Below are 18,851 nucleotides of genomic sequence, written 5' to 3'. Positions count from 1 at the left end.
AAAAACCTAAAAAATTTACCTGGAGTCGCTCATACACCTTCGTTCTTTTGGCCAATGCCGCTTATATTCTAATCTTTTACTTCATAATGTCCCTATTCTCATAATATGCAATTAATAGACTGGATAATTCTTCTTGGCACATTAACCTTTATTGTGGCCTACGGCGTATACAAAACAAGACATAACAAAGGTGCCCGGGATTATATTCGTGGTGGTGATGAAACCCGCTGGTGGACCATTGGCCTTTCTACAATGGCAACACAAGCAAGTGCAATTACCTTTCTTTCTACGCCCGGACAGGCTTTTCACGATGGGATGGGTTTTGTGCAATTTTATTTCGGGCTTCCGTTGGCTATGGTGGTGGTTTGTATTTTTTTTATACCAATTTACAAGAGGCTTAATGTTTATACGGCCTACGAATATTTAGAATCTCGTTTCGATAGAAAAACCAGGACATTAACCGCAATTTTATTCCTTATTCAGCGAGGACTGGCAGCAGGGCTCACCATTTTTGCACCTGCAATAATCCTATCGGCTGTTTTAGGCTGGCATCTTTCGGGACTTACTATTCTTATAGGTTCCCTGGTAATTATTTATACCGTTGCCGGCGGTACAAGGGCAGTTAGTGTTACCCATAAGCAGCAAATGGCTGTAATCCTTACCGGGATGTTTGCCGCATTTTTTATTATTCTAAGCTATTTACCCGAAAATATTAATTTTAATAATGCCCTGGAAATTGCCGGTGCCAGCGGTAAAATGGATATTCTGGATTTTTCGTTTGATTTTGAAAACCGTTATACGTTTTGGAGTGGGATTATTGGTGGTGGTTTTTTGGCGCTTTCTTATTTTGGAACAGATCAAAGCCAGGTGCAACGTTATTTAAGCGGCAGATCAGTCAAGGAAAGTAGAATGGGAATGATTATGAACGGAATGCTTAAAGTGCCGTTACAGTTCTTTATTTTGCTTGTTGGTGTCATGGTTTTTGTATTTTACCAGTTTAACAATGCTCCACTAAATTTTAATCCTGCGGCCACTGAAACCGTTTTGAATTCAGATTATGGCCATCAATATGAAGATTTGATGCTGGAGCACGACGCACTTCAGCATAAAAAACAGAACCTACATTTGCAATTTGCTGAAAACAACGATTTCACCCCAGCAAATAATTCCTCTTATCGAGAAAATCTAGCTTCTTTAAATGCTTCTGAAAGAGAAACCAGGCAAAAAGCAAGAGATTTAATTGATGCTTCAGATGAAGACGCCGAAAGCAACGATAAAGATTATGTTTTTATTCATTTTATTTTGAATAATCTCCCGAGAGGTTTAATTGGGCTGCTACTAGCTGTAATCCTTTCTGCAGCCATGTCTTCTACCGCATCAGAATTAAACGCATTATCTTCAACAACCTCTATAGACCTTTACAAAAGAAGTAGGAAAACAGATCTATCTGATGAACACTACGTTAAAGCTTCCAAGTGGTTTACACTGCTTTGGGGAATTATCGCCATTGCATTTGCGAGTTTCGCCAACTTATTCGACAATCTTATTCAGCTTGTAAATATTATTGGTTCTATTTTCTACGGAAATGTTTTGGGTATATTTTTACTCGCGTTTTTTATAAGAACGGTAAATAGTAACTCCGTTTTTATTGCGGCTATAATCACACAAATTGTAATTATAATCATCTTTACATTTGATGTTATGCCCTATTTATGGCTCAATCTAGCAGGATGTTTATTGGTTATTGCACTTGCCTTAATTCTGGAATTATTTATAAAAACACCGGAACATAAAATTAAAAAATATAGCTAATAAAGGCCATTTATTAAATCGACTTATTAAAGACTAAAATCTATTTAAGATGAAAAAAATAAAATGGGGTATTCTTGGCCTCGGAAAAATAGCAGGGAAATTCGCCACCGCATTAAAAGATGTAGAAGGAGCAGAACTATATGCCGTAGCCAGCCGATCACAGACCAAAGCTGAAAATTTTGCAAAAGAACATTCGGCCACTAAATCCTTTTCCAGCTACGAGACCATGTTAGCTGATGAAGGCCTAGATGTAGTTTATATCGCTACACCACACGTTTTCCATTATGAGCATACGCTTCTTTGCATTGATCATAAAAAAGCAGTTTTATGCGAAAAACCTTTTGCGATCAATAAAGAACAGGTGGAGAAAATGATTGCCAAAGCAAAAAAAGAAAATGTATTTCTTATGGAGGCCATGTGGACGCAATTTCTTCCACATTTTAAGTATGTAATTGATCTAATAGAGTCTGAAAAATATGGTAAGATCAAAAATCTAAAAGCAGATTTCGGTTTTCCGGCGCCGGTAGATCTTGATAAACGACTTTACAACAAAAACCTGGGTGGCGGCAGTTTACTGGATATTGGGATATACCCTGTTTTTATGGCGCTAAGTGCAATGGGAGTTCCAGAGAATATTGAGGCAAATGCACAATTTAGCGAAACCGGAATAGACATAGACTGCGATATGGTTTTTGAATATAAAAACGGTGTAAAAGCTGAACTGGGAAGTTCTATTATAAAACAAACACCCACTGCAGCAGTTATTGAGTTTGAAAAAGCTACACTCACCTTACACACCAGATTTCACGAACCCACAAACATCACTATCCAAACACCCAAAGGCGAAGAAACCAAAGAGTTTAAAGTAGATTCCAACGGATATAATTTTGAAGCCGAACACGTTCAGAAAATGCTGCATGAAGGCAAAACCGAAAGCACCGAAATGAGCTTTAAAAAAAGTTTGCAGTTAATTGATTTATTAGATAAGGTTAGAACTAAAATTGGTTTGGAATATTAGTAGAACTAATCGTCATCCTGAACTGGTTTCAGGATCTAAGTTGTATAGATTGCAATTAGTAAAAACTGTGCTAATAAAAGTTGCCGAAAACAAAAAAACCTCACAAATCCTATTGACCTGTGAGGTTTTTCTCTATATTTTTTTAGAAATTAAGCTTCCACCTTTTTGGTAGTTTTCACCTCTTCTCCTTCTTCACTTTCTACTACTGCTAAGTAACGCTCAGCATCTAAAGCGGCCATACAACCGGTTCCTGCTGCGGTTACAGCCTGGCGATAAATTTTATCCTGAACATCACCAGAAGCAAAAACACCCGGAACATTAGTTTTTGTAGATTTACCTTCGGTAATAATATACCCGGTATCATCCATAGTTAACTTCTCTTTAAAGATATCGGTATTTGGTTTGTGACCAATTGCAATAAACAAACCTGTGATTTCAATTTGTTCTTTCTCACCGGTTTCTTTATTCAGCATCCTAAGGCCTTCTACCACTTGTTCTCCAATCACTTCATCTACTTCAGTGTTATATCGAAGATCTATATTCTTGGTACTGGTTACACGGTGTTGCATAGCTTTAGAAGCACGCATTTGGTCACCACGAACCAACATAGTTACTTTGTTACAAATATTAGCCAAATAAGTTGCTTCTTCGGCAGCGGTATCTCCACCTCCAACTATAGCAACATCCTGACCCTTATAGAAAAATCCGTCACAAACAGCGCATGCCGAAACTCCACCACCACGTAAACGTTGCTCGCTAGGCAAACCAAGGTATCTTGCAGTAGCTCCAGTAGAAATAATTATAGATTCTGCTTCAATCCAGGTAGAATTATCTACACAAGCTTTATGAATTCCGCCGGTTTTATCGCTAAAATCAACTTCGGTTATCATACCTATCCGTACTTCTGTTCCAAAACGTTCGGCCTGCTTTTGCAGATCCATCATCATTTTTGGGCCATCTACACCATCGGCATATCCGGGAAAGTTATCTACTTCAGTAGTTGTAGTTAACTGTCCACCAGGTTCAAGTCCAGTATACATTACAGGTTTAAGATCGGCTCTTGCCGCATAAATTGCTGCTGTATATCCCGCAGGACCAGATCCTATAATCAAAGTTTTTATTCTTTCTAATTTATCGCTCATTTTATATTGTTTTTCTGTTTTACAAAAGTAGTAACTTTAGCTATAAACTTACACTAATCTAATTAAGTTTTACTATTCAGTAATAATTTGACGGTATAGATTTAATTCATAAAAAATAAAAAATTATCGGCTTCTCATAATTAAATTTACCTTTGCTTAAAAATCACCTGGCAGCAAGATCGCGAGGTATTCATTTAAAACATTTTAATTTTGGGACAAGCCCCGAAATTTATAAATCTCGATTATCGGGTAGATGGAACTAACTTTATTTAACATTCTAGATATCCTGGGTACCATAGCCTTTGCTATTTCTGGCTCATTGGCAGCCATGGATCGTAGGCTTGATCTCTTTGGCATTTTTATTATTGGTTTTGTTACCGCCATTGGTGGAGGTACGCTAAGGGACACCTTAATAGGCAACACACCCGTTACCTGGATGGAAAATACCATTTATGTATACTTAATTGGTGCAGTAACCATCTTAGCCATTATTTTTAGAAATAAAATTAATTATCTTAAAAAATCATTATTCCTTTTTGATACCATTGGTTTAGGAATATTCACCATAACCGGCGTAGAGATAGGAATTAGAAACAATCTGGATCCAATAATTTGTGTGGCCATAGGTGCAATGACGGGCACTTTTGGAGGCGTTATACGTGATATACTTTGTAATGAAATCCCGGTTATTTTTAGAAAGGAAATCTATGCAACCGCCTGTATTTTTGGCGGATTGGTTTTTGTAATTATGCACGATCTGGGAGTTAACCAGGATATTATATACCTAACCACCTCAATAATTGTAATTGCTATTAGGTTAATAGTAGTAAAGTATCATATCTCACTCCCATATTTCTATATTTCATCGGAAAAAAAATAATCTTATAACTGGATTAAGCTCACTCCTCTAAGCTGTTCTTTAATGCGGAAGCTTTTTCCGAAGCAATCCGTATAAAAAAGTACCAAGTAAAGAACCAGCAAAAACAATTAATATTGGCATAAATCCTGCGCCAATTAAAGTGAATATTGGTCCCGGACAGGCACCTGCAAGCGCCCAACCTAACCCAAATATAATTCCGCCATACATATACCTGCTAAAACTTTTTTCCTTAGGAATAAATGTAATGCGCTGTCCGAAAAAATTCTTTAAATTTTTACGTTTTATAATTTGAACACCAATAACTCCTAAAACCAGAGCCGAACCTATAATTCCATACATATGAAATGATTGGAACTGGAACATTTCATAAATCCTAAACCAGGAAGCAGCTTCAGATTTAAACATTACGATTCCAAAAAATATACCTATCAATAAATATCCTATACTTCTCATATTTTCAATTTAAAATATTAAGGGAAATAATAAATGTACCATCACCAAACCACCAATAAAAAATCCTATTACGGCTATTAAAGAAGGTAATTGCAAGTTACTAAGGCCAGAAATTGCGTGCCCGGAAGTACACCCCCCGGCATAACGTGCTCCAAATCCAATTAAGATTCCACCAATTAAAAGGATTATTAGGGCTTTGACACCGCCTACGGCTTCCCAGGTGAAAAGTTCAGTTGGCAGGTAAGCTTCTCCCGCACTATTAAAGCCCAATTCTTTCAGGTCTGTAATGGTATCAGGATTTATGGCTACACTAAGATCATTACTTAAAAAATTGGCTCCTATAAACCCACCTATTATTGCTCCAACAACTACTATAAGATTCCAGCGTTGTGATTTCCAGTCAAAATCAAAAAAATCAGATTTTGAATCGGCACCACATAGGGTACATAGTGTTCTAAGGTTAGAAGACATCCCAAAGCCTTTACCTATAAAAATAAGTAAAAACATAATAAATGCTATAAGTGGTCCTGCTACATACCAGGGCCACGGCTCAAAAATCCATTCCATATTTCTTTTTTTTTCGAAATGCAAATTAAGCTTATTTTTCGAAGACAGAAAGTAACAATTGTTACAGGAAAATTCTTACGATTTACGCAACCTGTGAAGTTTAAATTATGCAGAATAGGATTTTAAATTCTCCAGTACTTTTTTAGATAGACGCCTCCGGGTTTCGGCACTCCAACCTGCACTTTTTTGATGTGAGACAACCCTACTCATTCCTCTTGTAGCTTCAGAGAGCGAAGCACCGCCATCGCCGTCAAAAATCGCGAAGTTACCTTCAGCTTTTATCCAGTTTACAAAGGCTTTTTCTTCAAAAGGAAGTCCGAGCGAAGTATTGATCAAGATTTTTCCAGAACCAAAAGCTTCAAATTCCTGTTCTCCCAATAATTCGGTGTTCTTTGGTAGGTGAAGCGAGATTATTTCTGAAGTTTTTAATAATTCTGATAAAGATAGATATTTAAGCCCTTTAGCTTCCCAGTCTTTCTTTCTACTTCTACTAAAATAGTAAACATCTACACCAAGAGGCAACATAGCTTCTGCTAACAATTGCCCTGTAGTTCCCAGGCCTATTATCCCAATTTTTTTATCTTTAAGTTCCACCGGCATTTTTCGCCATTGATTTTCACCAAAACCGTGCAATAGTCTAATTAATTCTGAAATTATAAATTCTATAACGCCGGGATCACCGTAATCAAAAATTCCTTTCACGGTAATTCCTTTTGACCTTGCAAAATCTAAGGCTACGTTTGCTGATTCATCATCGTAAAGGCTACATGCCATCCCAATATATTTAAGCTGGCTGCATTTTTCAATAACACTCTTAGGAATTTGTGTTTTCCAGGAAACGATTATAGCTTCCGCCTCTCCTATTCGTTCTAAAAGTTCCTTTTCAGAATCTGGACTATCACTATAAACATCAACCTCAGCTTTACTGTATTCCTGAAGCTCCTCTATAGCCCAAACTTCGAGTTTAGTATGGTCTACACAAACAATTTTATTAAATATCACTCCCATTCCGGAAGGATTGTTTCGTCATAGGTCTGGTTTAATAATATATCACCTTCATAAGTTCTTCGAGAAATTTCAAATTCCAACTCTAACTGTTTTCTTTCGAATTTTATATTTGATGTAGTAATTTCAGACACGTTTGTTGTTTTTTAAATGAAAATAAGTTTTTCTACAAAGGAATATTCCCGTGTTTTCGTACAGGTCTCAGCACTTCTTTATTTTCTAACATACTAAAGCCTTTTAGTAGTTTTCTGCGAGTTTCCTTAGGCATTATTACCTCATCGATAAATCCGCGTTGGGCAGCTTCAAAAGGATTGGCGAAAGTCTCGGCATACTCTGCTTCTTTTTCGGCCAATTTTGCTTCGCTATCTTCAGCTTCTTTAATTTCTTTTCTAAAAATAATCTCACTAGCCCCCTTAGCTCCCATTACGGCAATTTCAGCTGTTGGCCAGGCAAAATTAAGATCGGCACCAATATGTTTAGAATTCATTACATCGTAAGCCCCGCCATAGGCTTTTCGGGTAATTACGGTTACTTTTGGTACGGTAGCATCACTAAGTGCATAAAGTAACTTAGCCCCGTTTAAAATAATACCGTTCCACTCCTGGTCTGTACCTGGTAAAAATCCGGGCACATCTACCAATACTAATAATGGAATATTGAAACAATCACAATAACGCGTGAAGCGAGCAGCTTTTTTCGAAGAATCTACGTCTAAAACCCCAGCCAAACTCATTGGTTGATTAGCAACAATCCCAACACTTCTTCCGCCTAAACGTGCAAAACCAACAATAATATTATCGGCATAATCTTTATGAATTTCGAAAAAGGAATCTTGATCGATAATTCCCTTAATCACTTCGTGCATATCATAAGGTTTGGTAGAACTATCGGGCACAATACTTTCAAGCTCTTCCCTTATTTCATCACCTAATTTATACGGAAGTTTTTCCGGTGCCTTTTTGTTGTTCTGGGGCATATAACTCACCAGTTTCTTGATATCTTCAAGGCAGGCAATATCGTTGAAGGAAGTAATATGCGTTACCCCAGATTTTGTGGCGTGGGTAGAAGCGCCACCAAGTTCTTCTGAAGTTACTTCCTCGTTAGTCACCGTTTTCACCACATTAGGTCCGGTAACGAACATATAACTGGTATCCTGAACCATAAGTGTGAAATCTGTCATTGCCGGAGAATAAACAGCTCCACCGGCACAGGGGCCCATTATAGCTGAAATCTGCGGAATCACCCCGGATGCCTTTACATTTCTATGGAAGATATCGGCATAACCACCAAGCGATTTTACACCTTCCTGAATTCTAGCACCACCTGAATCGTTTAAACCGATCATTGGTGCCCCAACTTTTACCGCCAGATCCATCACTTTACAGATCTTCTCTGCGTGAGTTTCAGATAAAGAACCACCAAAAACAGTAAAATCCTGAGCGAAAATATACACTAATTTCCCATTGATGGTGCCGTAACCGGTTACCACACCATCGCCGTAAAATTTTTGATCTTCCATTCCAAACCCGGTAGTCCTATGGGTGACCAGGATCCCGATTTCTTCAAAAGAACCTTCGTCCATTAAATAATTTATACGTTCCCGAGCGGTCAGTTTCTTTTTCTCGTGCTGTTTAGCTATCCGATTTTCCCCACCACCAAGGTGCGCCTGCTTAATTTTATCCTGTAACTTTTCTATATTCTGACTCATCAATATTTTTTTTACTCGATAATCGAGATTTAAATACTTCGAGGCAAGCCTCGATATTCAAAAATTTTTACATTTAATCCCTCGCGAACTTGCCGAAAGGTAATTTACTCAACTTAAAAAGATTGGAACATTAGTTTTGAGGTATACGCAATTGCTGCCTGTCTTCCAGATACTTTTTTAAGGCCACCAGGGCAGCAAGTTTTGCTTCTTCCTGAATCTCATCTTCTAGTTTTTCGGCGGAATAATATTTCTTTACAAAGTGCGTATCAAAATTCCCACTTCTAAAGGCTTCGTGTTCAAAAACAAACTTTCCAAAAGGAAGCGTGGTCATTACTCCTTCAACTTCATATTCCTTTATGGCTTTTATCATTAATTGAATCGCTTCTTCCCGGGTTTTTCCATAGGTAATTAATTTCGCCAACATCGGGTCGTAATAAATAGGAACTTCCATCCCTTCTTCAAAACCATTGTCTACCCGAATATTTTCGCCCTTAGGAATAGTGTATTTTTCAAGTTTTCCTACACTTGGTATAAAGTTATCCATAGGATCTTCCGCATAAACTCGAAGTTCTACCGCGTGCCCTCTAATCTTTAAATCTTCCTGAAGCAACTTTAACTTTTCGCCCCTGGCAACTTTAATTTGCTGTTCTACCAGATCAATCCCGGTGATATATTCGGTTACGGGATGTTCTACCTGCAAACGTGTATTCATTTCCAGGAAATAGAAATTCTTATTTTCATCGAATAAAAATTCTACAGTACCGGCACCAACATAATCACAAGCCCTGGCTACTTTTACCGCGGCTTTTCCCATTTGCTTCCTCAGTTTGTCATCAAGAACAACCGAAGGAGCTTCTTCTACCACCTTTTGATGCCTACGCTGAATACTGCATTCCCGCTCAAAAAGATGGAAATAATTTCCATGAGAATCTGCTAAAATCTGAATTTCTATATGCCTCGGGGAAGAAACGTACTTCTCAATAAAAACTGAACCATCTCCAAAAGCCGATTCAGCTTCGCTTATGGCACGTTTCATTTGATCTTCAAGATCTTTTTCTTTTTCAACAATACGCATTCCTTTTCCTCCACCACCAGCAGAGGCTTTTATCAAAATAGGAAATCCGATCTCTTTAGCAATTTTTTTAGCTTTTTCAGGATCGGTGATGGCTTCGTCTATTCCTGGAACCATGGGGATATCGTAAGCTTTCACTGCATCTTTTGCTGCAAGTTTGCTTCCCATAATTTTAATGGCCTTAGATCCGGGGCCAATCCAGGTAATGCCATTTTTCTCTATATTCTCGGCAAAACCTGCATTTTCACTTAAAAAGCCATAACCGGGATGAATCCCATCTACACCTAATTCTTTAGCTACTTCAATTATTTTGTCGCCTTTAAGATAAGACTCGTTAGAAGGCGCTTCTCCTATGCAAACCGCCTCATCGGCAAATTTTACGTGGGGTGCATTCCTATCGGCTGTAGAAAAAACAGCTACGGTTTTGATTCCCATCTTTTGAATGGTTTTCATTACCCTTAGCGCAATCTCTCCCCTATTGGCAACTAATATTTTTTTCATTTTAATGATTTTGAATTCTAATTTAATTCCCCCTTTGGGGTTAGGGGGCTTATTCCATTTCAATTAACAATTGATTCTTTTCTACCGTTTCGCCTTTCTTGATCAAAACAGATTTAACCACTCCGTCCCTGGGGGCAGTAAGTGTATTCTCCATTTTCATCGCTTCCAAAACAAGCAGATAATCACCTTCCCGCACTTCAGCTCCTTCTTCTACATTTACTTCCAGAATAAGTCCCGGCATTGGTGCTTTAATATCATTAATCATTTGTGCAGTACCAAGAGAAAGTCCCATTTCTTCTATGAGCAAATCCAGCTCGTTGGAAATAGCTACCTTATAAGTATTAGAATTGATCTTGATATCGTATTGTCGTTGAAGAAAATTTTCGGTAAAAACCTCAGCTTTAAAACTGCGATTTTCCTTTAATAGATGATAATGCTTATCTTTAATTTGCTGCGTATCTAAAGAAGCAATTTGGTCTTTGGTAAATTCAAATTCATAAGAATCATTTACTTTAACCTTATATTTTTTTTCCATATCACGTTTTTTTCAAATCTAATTTGAAGCTTGTTTTGTAAATATAGAAAATCGTTTGAAACTAGTTTTAAGATAAATCAGAATTACCAGATATAAATTCACAAAAATTTAAAATAAACCTGAATTACATTTCTTATTTTAGAGTAAAACCAAAAAACTAAGAATTATGAAAAAATTATTTATAACAGGCTTATTGATATTTTTCGGACTCACTTTTGGGCATGCTCAAAAATCTGAATTACCCGAAATGGTATCGGCCTATGTTTCGCAACTTTTTCCGAATGAAAAAATTAAAACTGTAGAAGTTGATAAACGAGACTATTGGGAAACTTATGAAATTAAAATGTCTGGAGGTACCGAACTTAGTTTCGACCAGAATAATCAGCCAACTGAGATAAAGTGTAAAAACGGAATTCCTGCATCAGCATTACCGCTTAATATTGCGGGTTATATTACTAAAAACCATCCAAATATTAAGATTTTAGAATATGAAATGGATGAAGAAGGACACGAAGTTGAACTGGAAAGTGGAGAAGAACTAGAATTTGATTCAGAAGGAAATTTTGTAGAAATAGATTAAAAAATATTTCCTTCAAAAATTAAAAAGAGGCCGTCTGAAAAGTCTATTTTCGTGAAGCTGAACTCGTTTCAGCTTCAAACATATTATCAAATTATCAATATGTTAGATCCTGAAATAAATTCAGGATGACGGTTGTAAAACCTTTTCAGACAGCCTTATTTTGATTAAAATAAGTACCTAAAATTATTTGTCGCTAAATTCTTTAATCGCTTCGCTTAAATCGTAAACCTTAGTGTTCTTAAATTTGTTTTCAAGAATACTGCTTCCGGCTGCAGAGCGATATCCACCGGCACAGTGTACCATAAATGGCTTATCTTCCGGCAACTCATCTGCACGGTCTCTTAACTCGTTTAAAGGAATTGCTTTAGCATTCTCAAAGATCTTACCTTCGGCAACTTCCCCGGCATTTCTAATATCTACAATAGTATATTTTTCTTTATGCTCTTTAAAATCTTCCAGATTAAAGTCATCTGAAGATTTTGAAACTTTTCCAGATAGCGTAAGCACGGCTTTCATCTGCTTTTCGTAACCTATTTTAGCTGTTCTTTCCAGCAAATCATCAATTTGATCTACGCTTTCAACTACCAGGTAAAATTCTTCATTAGGTTCTATAATAGCACCCAGCCAGGTTTCATATTTATCACCTTCAGAGCGAGCCATAATATTGATACTGTTTGGCAAATGTCCTTTTTTATAAACATTACCATCACGGGCATCTACTACAGTTTTTCCTTCTTCAGGTGCTGAAGCTACATTCAGTTTTACTGGAACTCCATATTTTGCTTTCTGAACATTTAAGGCTCCCTTTCTATTTAAGTCTACATTAAAACCAAAATAAGAAGGAATAAAAGGTTGATCTTTTAAGATCTCTTCTACAAACTCTTCTTCAGTTTGATCTTTAAATGCCCAATTGCCCTGACGCTCATTGCCCAATGTGCTGGAAGAAGCATCACTCATATTCTTTCCACAAAGTGAACCTGCTCCGTGAGCGGGATATATTACAGTATCATCTGGCAAATGATTAAATTTGGTTTGCATCGTATTATACATCTGCTTTGCCAACTCTACACGTTTCGCCTTCATATTACCGGCTTTTTCTCGTAAATCTGGTCTTCCCACATTCCCTATAAAAAGAGTATCTCCACTAAATATAATGGTTTCGTCCTTTTCTTCAGCAATAAAGGTTAAACTATCTGGTGAATGGCCTGGAGTATGTAAAGCTTTTACACTTGCATTCCCTATTTTCACTTCATCGCCTTCATCAAAAGCAGTATGTGAATAATCTACTCCTACTTTTTCACTAATATAAATTTTAGCCCCGGTTTCTTCCTGAATTTGTAAATGTCCACTTACAAAATCGGCGTGCGGGTGCGTTTCAAACACTGCTACAATTTTTGCTCCGTTATCTTCAGCAAACTTATAATACTGCATAGGATTACGGCTGGGATCTACCACAGCCATTTCTCCATTACTAACAAGAGCATAAGAATAATGCGCTAATGGGTCGTCTTTAAATTGTTTTATTTTCATTTTATATACTCTTTTTTATTGTTATTAAGTTGATTTCTGTGTGTTATCTTTTTTGAATGGAAAAGTCATCTGACTTTTAAAATCTTCAGGAAATTCTTCATCCCCTTCAAAGCCAAGCTCTATATTTTTTCCTTCCTGCGGAATATATGCCGTACCAAATAAATAGTCCCAAATACTAAGGCTTAAACCAAAGTTCATCCCATTTGGTCTATCTTCAGGAAGTGCCTTCGAGTGATGCCAAATATGCATTTTAGGATTATTGAGAAGGTACCCGAAAACACCATAGTTCCAGCCAACATTGGCATGATTTAAATGCCCAATAAACACTGCAAACATATGCACTACAAAAAACTCCTGAATTCCAAAACCTATCATTGCCAGCGGAATATACTGCACCGATTTATAGATTATAGTTTCCATAAAATGAAATCTAAATTGCGCTGCAAAACCCATTTCTTTAACACTGTGATGTACTTTATGAAATTCCCATAGCCAGGGCTGTTTATGCAATTGCCGATGAACGTTCCATTGTATAAAATCTGCTATCACAAACATTATAAGCAACTGCCCCCAAACCGGGAAATCCTGAACTTCTACAGCTATAATATTAGTGACTCCAAAAATGCCCAGGAAGTCGTTAAATAACTCTACAGCCACATTAGAGATCGCATTATAACCTACCAGTGAAAACAGGAAAAAATTAAATAAAATATAAAACGTGTCCAGCCAGAATCCTTTTCGAAAAACCTTCTGGTCTTTCCGCCAGGGGATTATTATTTCCAGTATCCAAACTAAAAGCGACAAGCCTATAAGCCAATAAAAATAATTGGTCCAGGACGGATTACTAATTTCATTTACCAAATAATTAAAGTATCCGGTAAAAGAATTGACTATAATATTAAAGTACTTTTCCAACTAGTTTTAATTTCTTGCAGCAAAAATATAATAATCTTACACTTATGGCAGTAACTTTTGTTACAGTTGTTGATAAACGAACGTGGAAAATCATATTAGAAGACTTTAACATACTAACACGATCTAATGTTAGTTTGCGTTAAATAACAACTACTGCAAACATTTCTGCGTAATTTTAGTTTAGATGAAAAAATAAAAATTTAATGTTATGAGTAAGATAAAATTGAAATACAGTTATGGATTAGGTGGCGTGGCCATAGGTCAGGGATTCAAACCTATAAGTAATGAGCAAGCTGAAGCAACATTAAATGCAGCCTGGGAAGCCGGGGTAAGATATTACGATACTTCTCCCTGGTATGGGCTGGGGTTAAGTGAAAGGCGTTTTGGCCACTTTTTAAGCAGTAAAAAACGAGAAGATTACATACTCTCCAGTAAAGTGGGGCGGATTTTAAAACCGACTAAAAGTATTCCCGAAGTGATGTGGAAAGAACCCTCGCCTTTTGATTATAGCTATAATTATTCAGCTGAGGCTGTAAGGCGCTCTGTGGAAGACAGTTTACAAAGGTTAGGAGTTTCTTATTTAGACTATGTCTTTATTCACGACCTCTCACCAGATCATAATGGAGAATATAAAGAAGGAGTAACCTGGGAAGATCATTTTGAAGTAGCAAAAACCGGTGCTATGCCAGAGCTGGAAAAACTGAAAAAAGAAGGCTTAATTAAAGCCTGGGGACTTGGAGTAAATACCATAGAACCTATTTTAAAAACATTAGAGATCGCAAAACCAGATGTATTTCTTTCTGCTATTCAATATTCTTTGGTACATCACAAAGATGCATTAGAACGCTTATTACCGGCCATAGAAAAAAGTGACGCCGCTTTAATAAATGCTGCTCCTTTTAACGCAGGGCTTCTAGCCGGACAAAAACGTTACAACTACGCGGGTGAAATGCCTGAAGATATTAGCGATCGTTACAAAAAAATCCTGAAGCTTACCGAAAAGCATAAAGTTAACCTTGTTGCGGCTTCCTTGCAATTCTCTTTAGCTCCAAAAGCGGCAGATACCGTGCTGGCCGGTGCAAGCAAACCCGAACAGGTTAAGGAAAATATGAAAGCTCTGGATGAAAAAATACCGGAAGAATTCTGGTCAGATTTAAAAGAGCAAAATTTAATTGAAGAAAAAGCTGAAATACCAGCTTAAAATTTTAAGCTCCGAACAAGCTAAATTTAAATAAATATTCGTGGCTTTTATTCAATAATCCATATTTGATGCTCCTTGGACCTACCCAGAAGAAGTTTTTTCATTTGTTGCTAGATAAGAGCAACAAAACCAGGAATTAGAATCTCTACTAAAAAACTTTGTAACATTTGTAACAATTATCTTCTTTGGTTTAATTTATATTCGCCGATTAGATGCGATTCAAAACTTACATAGCAATTTTATTTACCGTAGTTTTCTTCGGAAAATTCCTTATGCTGGATGCAAGAGTGCTTAATAGTGTGCTTAATTCTGAGGGAATTGCACTGGTAAACCCCTTTTGCAAGAAAAATGATCAACAAGCATCTGATGATATTTTAAGTCAGGATTCTTCTGTTTTGGTAATAAATAGTGATGCAATTTGTACCACTTTCTTTTACTTTATTAATTCTGAATTTCCTAACAATGAAGTTGAGAACAATTTCCACGACTTCAATTATTTGAATCCGGCTATAATTTCTATTTACTTTTCTAAAGATTATCCGCCTCCAAAGGCATTAATGGCATAAACATATATAATTCCGGAGATAACTTCGGAAGTTATTTTTATTCACTAATTCTTAATCAAAATGAATTCACAAATTTTAGTGAGTCGTCACTCTATACAATTATTTCGGGTGATGCTTAGCGGGATATTTCTCGTTGCTAGTTTACACCATTTATTCAATATTGAAAAAACAGTAAAAAGAATAGACCAGGCTAATTTTAAAGGGATTGCCTACTACTTCGGAAATCTGGAATTGCTGGTTATTCTCTCTGGCGTTGTTATGCTTATTGCCGGTTTTGGCCTGCTTATAGGCTTCAAAACGCGTTGGGCAGCTATAAGCTTACTGGTAGTTCTAATTCCCATTACCCTTACCATACAGCTAGGGCAAATTAGCAGTCTGGGGCCACTTTTCAAAAATATTGCCATTGCCGGCGGACTCCTGTTTTTTATACTCAACAATTTTAAAAATCAAGAAACAACAAAAAATTAACCGGCTGTTTCAGCCATAAAAATTTATAAAAAATGAAAAATTCAATTTTAATCTTTACAGCTTTTTTTATGCTGTTTTCAATAACTACAAATGCTCAAAATCACAATACTGAAAAGAATAATTATGTGGTTTTAACCAAGAAAATTCCGCAGTTACAACCCATTTTAATTACTGCAGAAGAATTACAGGCAGAAGATGCACAGCATTTTGGTGATTTCCAGGTTATTATTTGCGGCCAAACCGTAACAGGCTTAACCGATAAAGAAGAAATGGAAAAATATATAAAACGAGCAAATAAAGCCAATGTTAGCCTAAAGGCTTGCGGATTTTCCCTGAATAAATTTGGTGTAGATTATAAAGAAATTCCGTTTGAAATGAAAGTTGTTGAGAATGGCATTCTCTATAATTTTCAACTTCAGAAAAAAGGATATACCAGTATAGAACTTTAAAAGAATTTGATTTTAACGAAATAATATATTAGAGATGAAGTATAAAATAAGAATTCTATTCATATTAATAATTTTGGGGGTTTCTGGTTTTGCACAAACGAAACCAGAATCCAATAAGAACAACTATGTGGTTTTAACCTCAAAGATTCCACAATTAACACCCATTATACTTACCGCTGAAGCTTTAGAAAAAGAAGACGGCAACAAGTTTGGTGATTTCCAAATAGTACTCTACGGAAGTAATGTAGAAGGGCTTACAAATAGCGAGAAGATGACCAGCTATACCACAAAAGCCGAAGCAGCCGGTGTACAAATATATGTTTGTAAACTTTCTATAAACCACCTGAACATTAATCCAAAAGATTTACACCCACATATAAAGATGGTTAACCATGCTTTTACCCATCTTATACAATTGCAGAAGAATAAAAATTATTACAGTATAGAGCTTTAAGATCTTAGCTTTTATAGCTAAAACTGCTAATCGTACTGGTTGATTAAAATTAAGAAAAACAACATTTAACATATGAATTTCAAAAAAAGAATAAAGAAAATTTCACTCTTGTTTTCCGGGATTATAGCCATTGGGTTATTTGCTTCTTGCCAGGATGCAAAGAAACAGGGTCAGGGAAACAATAAAGATAAAACCACTAAAATCACCATCTTACAAACTGCAGATATTCACGGTCAATTAGACGCTCATCCAGAATTATTTTGGGAAGATGAAGAAATAGTGTTTAAAGAACGTGGTGGTCTCGCCCATATAAAAACCTTGTTCGATAAAGAACGAGCCGAGAATCCGAATACAATAATTTTTGATGGTGGTGATCTTATCCAGGGAAGTGGATATGCAGCACTTTCTGAGGGAAAAATATTCCCGGATATTATTAAGCATATGGATTACGACCTTATTGTACCCGGGAACTGGGAAGTGGTCTATGGTAAAAAGATAATGATGGATGTGTTACAGGGCTTTGAAACTCCTGTTATTGTTCAAAATATGTTCCATGAAAAAGTTAAAAAAGAGCTTTTTCCACCTTATTGGATTAAAGAAATTGAAGGTGTAAAACTAGGCTTTATTGGAATAAACGATCCAGACGTTCCCGTAAGGCAAAACCCTATTTTTAGTAAAGGCATTGACTTTAGCGGATTGGAAGATGGTGTAAAAGAATTGATTCAAAAAGTTAAAAAAGAGAAAAAAGTTGATGCCCTGTTTCTGGTGACCCATTTTGGTATTTTTAAACAAGTAGAATTGGCCAGTAATCCAATTGCCAAAGATGTAGATTATATTTTTGGGAATGATACCCACGAACGCGTTAGGCAACCCATTGAGGGCAAATATGCCAAAGTAACCGAGCCAGGTGCTTTTGGTTCTTTTGTAGGAAAACTTAACCTGTATTTTAAGGATGGAGAAATTGTAGATGAGGAGTATGAGTTGATAGAGGTTGATCCAAAAAAATATCCGGCCGACCCTGAAATTGCCAAGCTGGTAAAAGAGGCAAAAGCACCTTACAAAGAGCATTTGGAAACTGTGGTTGGTTATACTACAACACCTCTTTACCGCTATTTAACGGCAGAAAACCCTATGGATAATATGATTACCGATGCTGCAAGGTGGAAAACCGGTGTCGATATCTCTATCTCTAACGGGTTTCGCTTTGGAAATCCAATAGTACCTGAAAATGGAAAGCCCGCTCCCATAACCCGAGCCAATTTATGGAATTTACTTCCTGTAAACGAAAAAATAAAAACCGGGAGGGCCAGTGGAAAACAAATAAAAGATTGGTTGGAGAATGAAATGCACAATGCATTTGCCCAAAACCCTACCGAACGCTTCGGCGGTTGGTTGGTAAGATTCTCTGGGATGGAAGTAGACTTCAATTCTCAAAATGAAAAAGGCGAACGTATACAATCAGTTACCGTAAACGGAGAAAAAATGCAAGAAGATGAATATTATACTATTTCAGCTTGTGTACGCCCCGGTGACCCAATAGATAATTTATGCCGAATGCCAAACGTAAAAGATGTAGAAGTGAAAGACTATACTATTCACGAGGTAGTAGAAGAATACCTGCAAAAAAAATCTCCTGTTTCGCCAGGTTTGGATGGTAGGTCTTACTGCAAGTTTTTGGGAGAAAAATCATTCTCAACAGTTCCCGGCACCAATTATGAATTTCACTAGATAAAATAAAGAGGATGTATAAAAAGTGTATATAACCGGAATTGGTTGTAGAAGCTTCGTGCTTTATTTTCGAGGAGTGGTGGCTGCAAGCCAAGGAGATTTTAGCTTACAGAATTTTCACGTTTTTATATTCAGGTATTTAACCACCCCTTTCTTCAGCTCCGCTAAATTCATTCCCCTCCTTCCCAGGGAGGGGAATATTTATGTCCATTTGAATTTATTTCAGAACCGCTCCCGATTTTTTATCGGGGATCTTCAGCCTACTAA

19 protein-coding genes are annotated in these 18,851 nt (G+C 36.7%); 10 read left to right on the top strand and 9 right to left on the bottom strand.

Translation table 11 applies throughout. The features are described from left to right. The first annotated feature begins 105 nt into the window (after positions 1–105). Together B5X51_RS00470 and B5X51_RS00465 are read left to right on the top strand one after the other, a co-directional pair. Entirely contained in the window at positions 106–1,812 is a 1,707-nt protein-coding gene (locus B5X51_RS00470; protein ID WP_079718903.1) for a sodium:solute symporter family protein, read from the top strand. A 49-nt stretch (positions 1,813–1,861) separates the two neighbouring features. Continuing rightward, a complete protein-coding gene (locus B5X51_RS00465) occupies positions 1,862–2,830 on the top strand; it encodes a Gfo/Idh/MocA family protein (RefSeq protein WP_079718902.1) in 969 nt (322 codons plus the stop codon). 149 nt (positions 2,831–2,979) lie between these two features. Here B5X51_RS00465 and trxB read toward each other — a convergent pair whose 3' ends face one another. Then, on the bottom strand, positions 2,980–3,972 hold the full coding sequence (trxB, locus tag B5X51_RS00460; protein ID WP_079718901.1) for a thioredoxin-disulfide reductase: 993 nt from the start codon (positions 3,970–3,972) through the stop codon (positions 2,980–2,982). Between the two features lie 253 nt (positions 3,973–4,225). Between trxB and B5X51_RS00455 the strand changes: the two genes are divergently transcribed. Then, positions 4,226–4,852 carry a trimeric intracellular cation channel family protein gene (locus tag B5X51_RS00455; protein WP_079718900.1) on the top strand — a complete coding sequence of 209 codons (627 nt, stop codon included), beginning with the start codon at positions 4,226–4,228 and terminating at the stop codon, positions 4,850–4,852. A 39-nt stretch (positions 4,853–4,891) separates the two neighbouring features. Here B5X51_RS00455 and B5X51_RS00450 read toward each other — a convergent pair whose 3' ends face one another. From B5X51_RS00450 to B5X51_RS00425, 6 genes are all read right to left on the bottom strand, one after another. After that, positions 4,892–5,305, bottom strand: a complete 414-nt coding sequence (locus B5X51_RS00450) for a YeeE/YedE family protein (protein WP_079718899.1) — start codon at positions 5,303–5,305, stop codon at positions 4,892–4,894. A gap of 9 nt (positions 5,306–5,314) precedes the next feature. Then, positions 5,315–5,872 carry a YeeE/YedE family protein gene (locus B5X51_RS00445; protein WP_079718898.1) on the bottom strand — a complete coding sequence of 186 codons (558 nt, stop codon included), beginning with the start codon at positions 5,870–5,872 and terminating at the stop codon, positions 5,315–5,317. A gap of 105 nt (positions 5,873–5,977) precedes the next feature. Then, positions 5,978–6,880 carry an NAD(P)-dependent oxidoreductase gene (locus B5X51_RS00440; RefSeq protein WP_245828681.1) on the bottom strand — a complete coding sequence of 301 codons (903 nt, stop codon included), beginning with the start codon at positions 6,878–6,880 and terminating at the stop codon, positions 5,978–5,980. A 163-nt stretch (positions 6,881–7,043) separates the two neighbouring features. Then, positions 7,044–8,585, bottom strand: coding sequence for an acyl-CoA carboxylase subunit beta (locus B5X51_RS00435; RefSeq protein WP_079718897.1), 1,542 nt, complete (start codon positions 8,583–8,585; stop codon positions 7,044–7,046). 130 nt (positions 8,586–8,715) lie between these two features. Beyond that, positions 8,716–10,158 carry an acetyl-CoA carboxylase biotin carboxylase subunit gene (gene accC / locus B5X51_RS00430; protein ID WP_079719647.1) on the bottom strand — a complete coding sequence of 481 codons (1,443 nt, stop codon included), beginning with the start codon at positions 10,156–10,158 and terminating at the stop codon, positions 8,716–8,718. 49 nt (positions 10,159–10,207) lie between these two features. Continuing rightward, the gene (locus B5X51_RS00425) at positions 10,208–10,693 is read right to left on the bottom strand and encodes an acyl-CoA carboxylase biotin carboxyl carrier protein subunit (RefSeq protein WP_079718896.1); all 486 of its coding nucleotides are present in this window, start codon (positions 10,691–10,693) and stop codon (positions 10,208–10,210) included. A 166-nt stretch (positions 10,694–10,859) separates the two neighbouring features. Between B5X51_RS00425 and B5X51_RS00420 the strand changes: the two genes are divergently transcribed. Further along, on the top strand, positions 10,860–11,273 hold the full coding sequence (locus tag B5X51_RS00420; protein ID WP_079718895.1) for a PepSY-like domain-containing protein: 414 nt from the start codon (positions 10,860–10,862) through the stop codon (positions 11,271–11,273). A gap of 183 nt (positions 11,274–11,456) precedes the next feature. Here the strand turns inward: B5X51_RS00420 and B5X51_RS00415 are convergent, their stop codons facing one another. Both B5X51_RS00415 and B5X51_RS00410 read right to left on the bottom strand, forming a co-directional pair. Then, a complete protein-coding gene (locus B5X51_RS00415; protein WP_079718894.1) occupies positions 11,457–12,803 on the bottom strand; it encodes an MBL fold metallo-hydrolase in 1,347 nt (448 codons plus the stop codon). A 24-nt stretch (positions 12,804–12,827) separates the two neighbouring features. Beyond that, complete coding sequence (locus B5X51_RS00410) at positions 12,828–13,718, bottom strand: sterol desaturase family protein (protein ID WP_079718893.1); 891 nt, start codon at positions 13,716–13,718, stop codon at positions 12,828–12,830. A 208-nt stretch (positions 13,719–13,926) separates the two neighbouring features. Here B5X51_RS00410 and B5X51_RS00405 point away from each other — a divergent pair, with 208 nt between their 5' ends. The 6 genes from B5X51_RS00405 (at position 13,927) to B5X51_RS00380 (ending at position 18,584) form a co-directional block, all read left to right on the top strand. Further along, positions 13,927–14,919 (top strand): aldo/keto reductase, encoded by a 993-nt coding sequence (locus B5X51_RS00405; protein ID WP_079718892.1) that lies wholly within the window; start codon positions 13,927–13,929, stop codon positions 14,917–14,919. Between the two features lie 212 nt (positions 14,920–15,131). Next, complete coding sequence (locus B5X51_RS00400; RefSeq protein ID WP_139374810.1) at positions 15,132–15,485, top strand: hypothetical protein; 354 nt, start codon at positions 15,132–15,134, stop codon at positions 15,483–15,485. A 60-nt stretch (positions 15,486–15,545) separates the two neighbouring features. Next, on the top strand, positions 15,546–15,953 hold the full coding sequence (locus B5X51_RS00395; protein WP_079718890.1) for a DoxX family protein: 408 nt from the start codon (positions 15,546–15,548) through the stop codon (positions 15,951–15,953). 32 nt (positions 15,954–15,985) lie between these two features. Continuing rightward, on the top strand, positions 15,986–16,402 hold the full coding sequence (locus tag B5X51_RS00390; protein ID WP_079718889.1) for a sulfur reduction protein DsrE: 417 nt from the start codon (positions 15,986–15,988) through the stop codon (positions 16,400–16,402). A gap of 34 nt (positions 16,403–16,436) precedes the next feature. After that, positions 16,437–16,856, top strand: a complete 420-nt coding sequence (locus B5X51_RS00385) for a DsrE family protein (RefSeq protein ID WP_079718888.1) — start codon at positions 16,437–16,439, stop codon at positions 16,854–16,856. Positions 16,857–16,928: 72 nt separating this feature from the next. Continuing rightward, entirely contained in the window at positions 16,929–18,584 is a 1,656-nt protein-coding gene (locus B5X51_RS00380) for a bifunctional metallophosphatase/5'-nucleotidase (protein ID WP_079718887.1), read from the top strand. The last annotated feature ends 267 nt before the right edge of the window (positions 18,585–18,851 follow it).

The organism is Salegentibacter holothuriorum (genome assembly GCF_900168045.1).
Lineage (GTDB): Bacteria > Bacteroidota > Bacteroidia > Flavobacteriales > Flavobacteriaceae > Salegentibacter > Salegentibacter holothuriorum.
This window is presented reverse-complemented; position numbering and strand designations above follow the sequence as displayed.

Coding starts and splice junctions, on each gene's coding strand:
- B5X51_RS00395 (WP_079718890.1), top strand. CDS start 15,546: ATGAATTCACAAATTTTAGTGAGTCGTCACTCTATACAATTATTTCGG.
- B5X51_RS00465 (WP_079718902.1), top strand. CDS start 1,862: ATGAAAAAAATAAAATGGGGTATTCTTGGCCTCGGAAAAATAGCAGGG.
- B5X51_RS00405 (WP_079718892.1), top strand. CDS start 13,927: ATGAGTAAGATAAAATTGAAATACAGTTATGGATTAGGTGGCGTGGCC.
- B5X51_RS00435 (WP_079718897.1), bottom strand. CDS start 8,585: ATGAGTCAGAATATAGAAAAGTTACAGGATAAAATTAAGCAGGCGCAC.
- accC (WP_079719647.1), bottom strand. CDS start 10,158: ATGAAAAAAATATTAGTTGCCAATAGGGGAGAGATTGCGCTAAGGGTA.
- B5X51_RS00450 (WP_079718899.1), bottom strand. CDS start 5,305: ATGAGAAGTATAGGATATTTATTGATAGGTATATTTTTTGGAATCGTA.
- B5X51_RS00425 (WP_079718896.1), bottom strand. CDS start 10,693: ATGGAAAAAAAATATAAGGTTAAAGTAAATGATTCTTATGAATTTGAA.
- B5X51_RS00455 (WP_079718900.1), top strand. CDS start 4,226: ATGGAACTAACTTTATTTAACATTCTAGATATCCTGGGTACCATAGCC.
- B5X51_RS00445 (WP_079718898.1), bottom strand. CDS start 5,872: ATGGAATGGATTTTTGAGCCGTGGCCCTGGTATGTAGCAGGACCACTT.
- B5X51_RS00415 (WP_079718894.1), bottom strand. CDS start 12,803: ATGAAAATAAAACAATTTAAAGACGACCCATTAGCGCATTATTCTTAT.
- B5X51_RS00470 (WP_079718903.1), top strand. CDS start 106: ATGCAATTAATAGACTGGATAATTCTTCTTGGCACATTAACCTTTATT.
- B5X51_RS00385 (WP_079718888.1), top strand. CDS start 16,437: ATGAAGTATAAAATAAGAATTCTATTCATATTAATAATTTTGGGGGTT.
- B5X51_RS00390 (WP_079718889.1), top strand. CDS start 15,986: ATGAAAAATTCAATTTTAATCTTTACAGCTTTTTTTATGCTGTTTTCA.
- B5X51_RS00440 (WP_245828681.1), bottom strand. CDS start 6,880: ATGGGAGTGATATTTAATAAAATTGTTTGTGTAGACCATACTAAACTC.
- B5X51_RS00420 (WP_079718895.1), top strand. CDS start 10,860: ATGAAAAAATTATTTATAACAGGCTTATTGATATTTTTCGGACTCACT.
- B5X51_RS00400 (WP_139374810.1), top strand. CDS start 15,132: ATGCGATTCAAAACTTACATAGCAATTTTATTTACCGTAGTTTTCTTC.
- B5X51_RS00380 (WP_079718887.1), top strand. CDS start 16,929: ATGAATTTCAAAAAAAGAATAAAGAAAATTTCACTCTTGTTTTCCGGG.
- trxB (WP_079718901.1), bottom strand. CDS start 3,972: ATGAGCGATAAATTAGAAAGAATAAAAACTTTGATTATAGGATCTGGT.